The 5,387-nt window shown below is 48.9% G+C and carries 4 protein-coding genes; all 4 read left to right on the forward strand.

Features of this window, described 5'->3' with window-relative positions:
- A partial coding sequence (locus tag HF569_RS11950; RefSeq protein ID WP_168902599.1) for an MFS transporter occupies nucleotides 1–762 on the forward strand: 762 nt, incomplete at its 5' end.
- 279 nt (nucleotides 763–1,041) lie between these two features.
- Nucleotides 1,042–3,075 carry a right-handed parallel beta-helix repeat-containing protein gene (locus HF569_RS11955; protein ID WP_168902600.1) on the forward strand — a complete coding sequence of 678 codons (2,034 nt, stop codon included), beginning with the start codon at nucleotides 1,042–1,044 and terminating at the stop codon, nucleotides 3,073–3,075.
- Between the two features lie 186 nt (nucleotides 3,076–3,261).
- Nucleotides 3,262–4,503, forward strand: coding sequence for an MFS transporter (locus HF569_RS11960; protein ID WP_168902601.1), 1,242 nt, complete (start codon nucleotides 3,262–3,264; stop codon nucleotides 4,501–4,503).
- 459 nt (nucleotides 4,504–4,962) lie between these two features.
- Nucleotides 4,963–5,387, forward strand: a 425-nt coding sequence (locus HF569_RS11965; protein ID WP_168902602.1) for an MFS transporter, incomplete at its 3' end; no start/stop codon positions are given.

A 5,387-nucleotide genomic window follows, 5' to 3' on the forward strand; every position in this document is an offset into this window, starting at 1 on the left:
ACCATGAACAAGCACGATACGGCGGCAGTTGATAAAGAATTGTCGCAAATCGAAGAACAGGCCAAGATGAAGAACGGTGGTTGGTCTGAACTCTTTGGTAAGATGGTTCGTCCTTCACTGATCATTGGGTTAGGCTTAGCTATTTTCCAACAAGTCATGGGTTGTAATACCGTGTTGTACTACGCACCAACGATCTTTACCGACGTTGGGTTCGGGGTGAACGCGGCGCTGTTAGCCCACATTGGGATTGGGATCTTTAACGTGATTGTGACGGCCATTGCCGTGATGATCATGGATAAGATCGACCGGAAGAAGATGCTGATTGGCGGTGCCATCGGGATGGGGGTTTCCCTGTTCGTGATGAGTATCGGGATGAAGTTCTCCGGCGGATCGCAAGCGGCCGCGATTATCTCCGTGATCGCCTTGACCATTTACATTGCCTTCTTCTCCGCTACTTGGGGACCCGTTATGTGGGTCATGATTGGTGAAGTCTTCCCACTAAACATTCGTGGGTTAGGAAATTCCTTCGCCAGTGTGATCAACTGGTCGGCTAACATGGTGGTCTCGCTGACTTTCCCAGCATTGCTGAACTTCTTCGGTACGGGGAGCCTGTTCATTGGTTACGGGGTACTGTGCTTCCTCGCCATCTGGTTCGTTAAGGTTAAAGTCTTTGAAACGCGGAACCGTTCTCTGGAAGAGATCGAAGCCACGTTACGGGCTAAGGCCGGTGCTACGGAAGATGATTTAAGCACGGCTAAATAAATTTGAGTAATTGCAAGGAGCATTCCAGTGAGGATGCTTCTTTTTTTGCATCATGAATGACCAGCACTTGTGCCTACTGTGACGCGGATTTGGGTGGGTTAACTAACGTCAATTTTGACAAAAAGTTCAAAAAATTGGACATTTATTCAAACGTCTGGCCGAATAAGTGGTTAAACTAATAAATGTAAGCGCTTCACTGATGGCTAATCAGTCACTTGGTGTTGCGGAGCTACTAATGCTTCAGCGGTTAGTTGGTTAAATTTAAGGAGGCAATTTATCGTGAAAATCTATGTTGACGCTCACGCCCTGCATGATGGCGATGGGACTAAGAAAGCACCTTATAAGCAAATCAACACAGCAGCCCAGGTTGCACAGCCCGGCGATAAGGTTCTGGTTTTCCCCGGGACTTATCGGGAATATGTGAACCCTAAGCACGGGGGAACAGACGATGAACGAATTACATATCAGAGTGTCGAACCCTTAAAGGCAATCATTACGGGGGCCGAGGCGGTTAAGAACTGGCAACAATATCAAGGCAACGTTTGGGTCGCTCGAATCAATAACGGCTTGTTCGGCTCATATAACCCCTATACGGAATTTGTCATGGGTGATTGGTACTTCGGGCCGGTGAACAAGCATACCGGTGCGGTCTACATGAATGATCGCCAATTTTACGAAACGACGTCACTGGACGACTGTCTTGAAGCCAAGGTCTATGGCCGTTCGTGGGAGCGCAAGAATTCCGTTTACAAGTGGTATACCGAACAGGATGCTGCACGCAATGAGACGGTGATCTACGCCAACTTCCAAGGCAAGAATCCTAATCAAGAAGACGTTGAAATCAACGTGCGGCGTGAAGTCTTCATGCCCCAAGCAACGGGCATCAACAACATTACCGTCAGTGGATTTAACGTCAATAAAGCGGCGACAACTTGGGCACCGCCCGCATCTTACCAAGACGGCATGATCGGGCCACACTGGTCAAAGGGCTGGATCATCGAAGACTGTGACATTAGTCATAGTCGCTGCGCCGGGATTTCCTTAGGGAAGTACGAGGACCCGGTCAACAACCAATACTTCACGTACAAGCACGTCAAGAGTCCTACCCAAATGGAACGAGACGCGGTTTGCCGGGGTCAGTATCATGGCTGGTTGAAAGAAAATATCGGGCACCATATCATTCGACGCAATAACATCCATCACTGTGAACAAGATGGGATTGTTGGCCGGCAAGGTGGCGTCTTCAGTATCATTGAGGACAACCACATCCACGACATCAATAACATGCAGGAGTTAGCTGGTGCCGAAATTGCGGGGATTAAGATGCATGCGGCCATTGATGTCATCATTCGTCGTAACCACATCAACGATTGCACCATGGGCATTTGGACCGACTGGGAAGCGCAAGGCACGCGGATCACCCAGAACCTGTTGGACCACAACTATGCGCCAACCGGCACCGCGCCACGGATTGTGGGGGCGATGCAGAGTCAGGATATCTTCGTTGAAGTGGGGCATGGGCCAACTTTGATTGACAACAACTTGCTGTTATCCAAAGCATCGTTACGGCTCGCGACCCAAGGCGTGGCTTGCGTTCACAACTTGATGTTAGGGTCGATCACGTCCATCGGGGCCAACACCGACTTCTTCGTGGACGGGAAGAATCAACCGCGGTTCACGCCTTACCACATCCAACACCGGACTGAAGTGGCTGGCTTCATGACCATTCTTCACGGGGATGATCGCTTCTACAACAACATCTTTGTTCAGAAGTGGCCAGTTGAAAAGCCGGATGAAGAAACGCTGGTTGACCGGGAACACGAGGATACGGAACAAGTTGGGACCAATGGTTTTGACGAGTATCCAACGTATGATGAATGGTACGCACAGTTTAAGCACGTCAATGGGACCTTTGCCAAGGAAACCGATATGAATGACCTGATGAGCGCGCACTACGGTCACCTGCCAGTCTGGGCTGCCGGGAACGTCTACTTCAACGGCGCTAAGGCTTGGAAGAAGGAAACCGATAATCTGGTGAACACTCAGGATGAAGCCACCGTTGAACTCGTCGAGGATGGCGATAAGGTGAGCGTCAAGACGAACCTGTATGATTTGCTGGGTGACTACTACGAAGGCATCATCACCACGGACACGTTAGGTGAGGCCTTTGAACCAGAGCAACGTTATGAACAGCCTAATGGCGACGATATCATCTTCAACGAGGATTACTTCGGTAACCATCGTGGGGTATCGGCTGTACCAGGACCTTTCGTTTCCGGTAAAGCGGCTCAGGAGACGTTGTGGCAGGCGTAATGGACTGCGGTCTTCACCAAGAATTGAATAAGCTGCGGATTTAAACGTAGAGCACCACTGACCAAGTGGGTGAAGGATTCTTGCTAGGGATGACCATATGAAGATGAGTTGCTAGTGAGGGTCCTTTTCGTATACCGTCATTTGGGTGGTGCGTACATAATCGATGCCTTTGACAGGAGGGTAATCATGGAAAATGAAAAACAAGCAACATCGCAAGGGAAGTTTCCTTATCGCTTAGGTTTCGGGATTCTCTTTGGGTTATTGGGCTGGTTGGTCCCTTATCTGGGGGTTAACTCAACGTTACTGCCGGCCAAGATTCAACAGATCGCGCCCGGACAAAAAGTTCAGATTGTGGCCTTACTAGCAACGATTGCGATGGTGGTCGCAACGATTGCCAATATCATTGAAGGGGCCCTTTCAGACCGAACGACTAGTCGCTGGGGGAAGCGTAACCCGTGGATCTTCTTGGGGATGCTGAGCACGTTGCTCTGCTTCTATTTCTTAACGAAGGTCACGACTGTTCCGGGGATTATCCTGAATTGGTCGTTGTTCCAAGTTGCTTTGAACATGATGGTCGCACCATTGGTGGCCTTCATTGCCGATAAAGCGCCCAAAAAGTATCGGGGCTCAATTTCCGCCTTTTATGGAGTAGGAATGAATATCGGGACGCCCGTTGGGACGATGATTGCGTCGCAGTACATTACGAAGGTCAACAGCGGGATTTATATCTTCATGGTCTTTGAAATTGTCTTCACGCTGATTGGCCTGTTCTTAGTCGGTGATGGGAGTAATAAGGGCGAAAAGGTTCCCAAACTTCACGGTTCAGAATTGATTGAAGCCTTCTCATTTCCAATTCATGGCGATGTCCGGGACTTTTACTTAGCTGTTTTTGGGAAGTTACTGTTTGTATCAGCCCAATTTATTATCACGGGGTATCAACTGTACATTTTTACGGATTACATGAAATTATCGTCAGCAAGTGCGACCCACAACTTGTCGATCATGTCGATGATTCTCCTCGTTGCCGGGGTGGCATTCGCCGTGATTGGCGGGCCTCTCGCCGACAAGTTCCACAGTCTGAAATTGCTGGTGGCGTTATCAACGGTTGCCATGGGCTTTGGGGTAGCTGTACCAGCGATTGATCCAGCACCTTGGACGATGTTCGTCTACGCGGCGTTAAGTGGGGCCGCCATGGGGATGTACAATTCGGTTGACCAAGCGCTGAACGTCACAGTGTTGCCGAATCCTAACAGTGCCGCGAAGGACTTGGGAATTGTGAACTTAGCCAATTCCTTAGGGCAAGTCTTTGGTCCCATCATGGCCTCCACGGTGATTGGCTTCTCCGGGTATCGGATGATTTTCCCAATGGCCGGGATCATGTGTTTAGTCGGTGCGGGCTTAATTCTGATGATCAAGAAGGTTCACTGATCAAAGAAAATTATTTGGAAATAGTGTAGAGTGGGACAAAAGGCGGTTAGCTGGCGAGCATTAAGGCTGATAACCGAATAATCCCGGGTCTGGATTGTTTGGTTATCAGTTTTAAGCGGAACCAGCTGCCTTTTGGCGCACGTTTCGACAATGTAAATTTGGATGGAAATGGGTCTGGGGCTTTTGTCTCAGACTCTTTTTGCTAGGAACGGACGTGGAGAGGGTAGAGTCAGTAGCGTCAATCGTTTAGCATGTATGTAATTGAAAGTGCCGGTTCTTTTTCACCCGCGTCGAAAATGACTGTAATAAATTTACTTTTTCACGGTAAACGCTTTCAAAAATAAAATGTAAGTGCTATCATAGAATCATAGTTGGTTGCCGCAATCAACCAACAATCGTTTACCAACTTACTTATTGCATAATTTAGCAGTGCTGAACTGCGAAAAGGAAGTAATCTTAATGCGAAAAGTTTCGACCGGATTCGTTTACTTCTTCGGCGCCCTTGGAGGACTTCTCTTTGGGTATGATACCGGGGTAATTTCAGGAGCCATTCTTTTTATTCAGAAACAAATGGGCTTGGGATCTTGGCAACAAGGCTGGGTTGTTAGTGCCGTCTTGTTAGGGGCCGTCTTGGGTGCCGCAATTATTGGGCCATCGTCTGACCGGTTTGGTCGGCGGAAGCTCTTACTGTTATCTGCCATTATTTTCTTCGTCGGTGCTTTAGGGTCAGCGTTCTCACCAGAATTCTGGACGTTGATTGTGTCACGGATTATCTTAGGGATGGCCGTGGGGGCAGCGTCAGCGCTGATTCCGACGTATTTGGCGGAATTATCACCTGCTGACAAGCGGGGGACCATGTCCAGTCTGTTTCAACTGATGGTGAT

Origin of the sequence: Levilactobacillus tujiorum (genome assembly GCF_012641185.1) — a bacterium.
In the GTDB taxonomy this organism is placed as follows: Bacteria; Bacillota; Bacilli; order Lactobacillales; family Lactobacillaceae; genus Levilactobacillus; species Levilactobacillus tujiorum.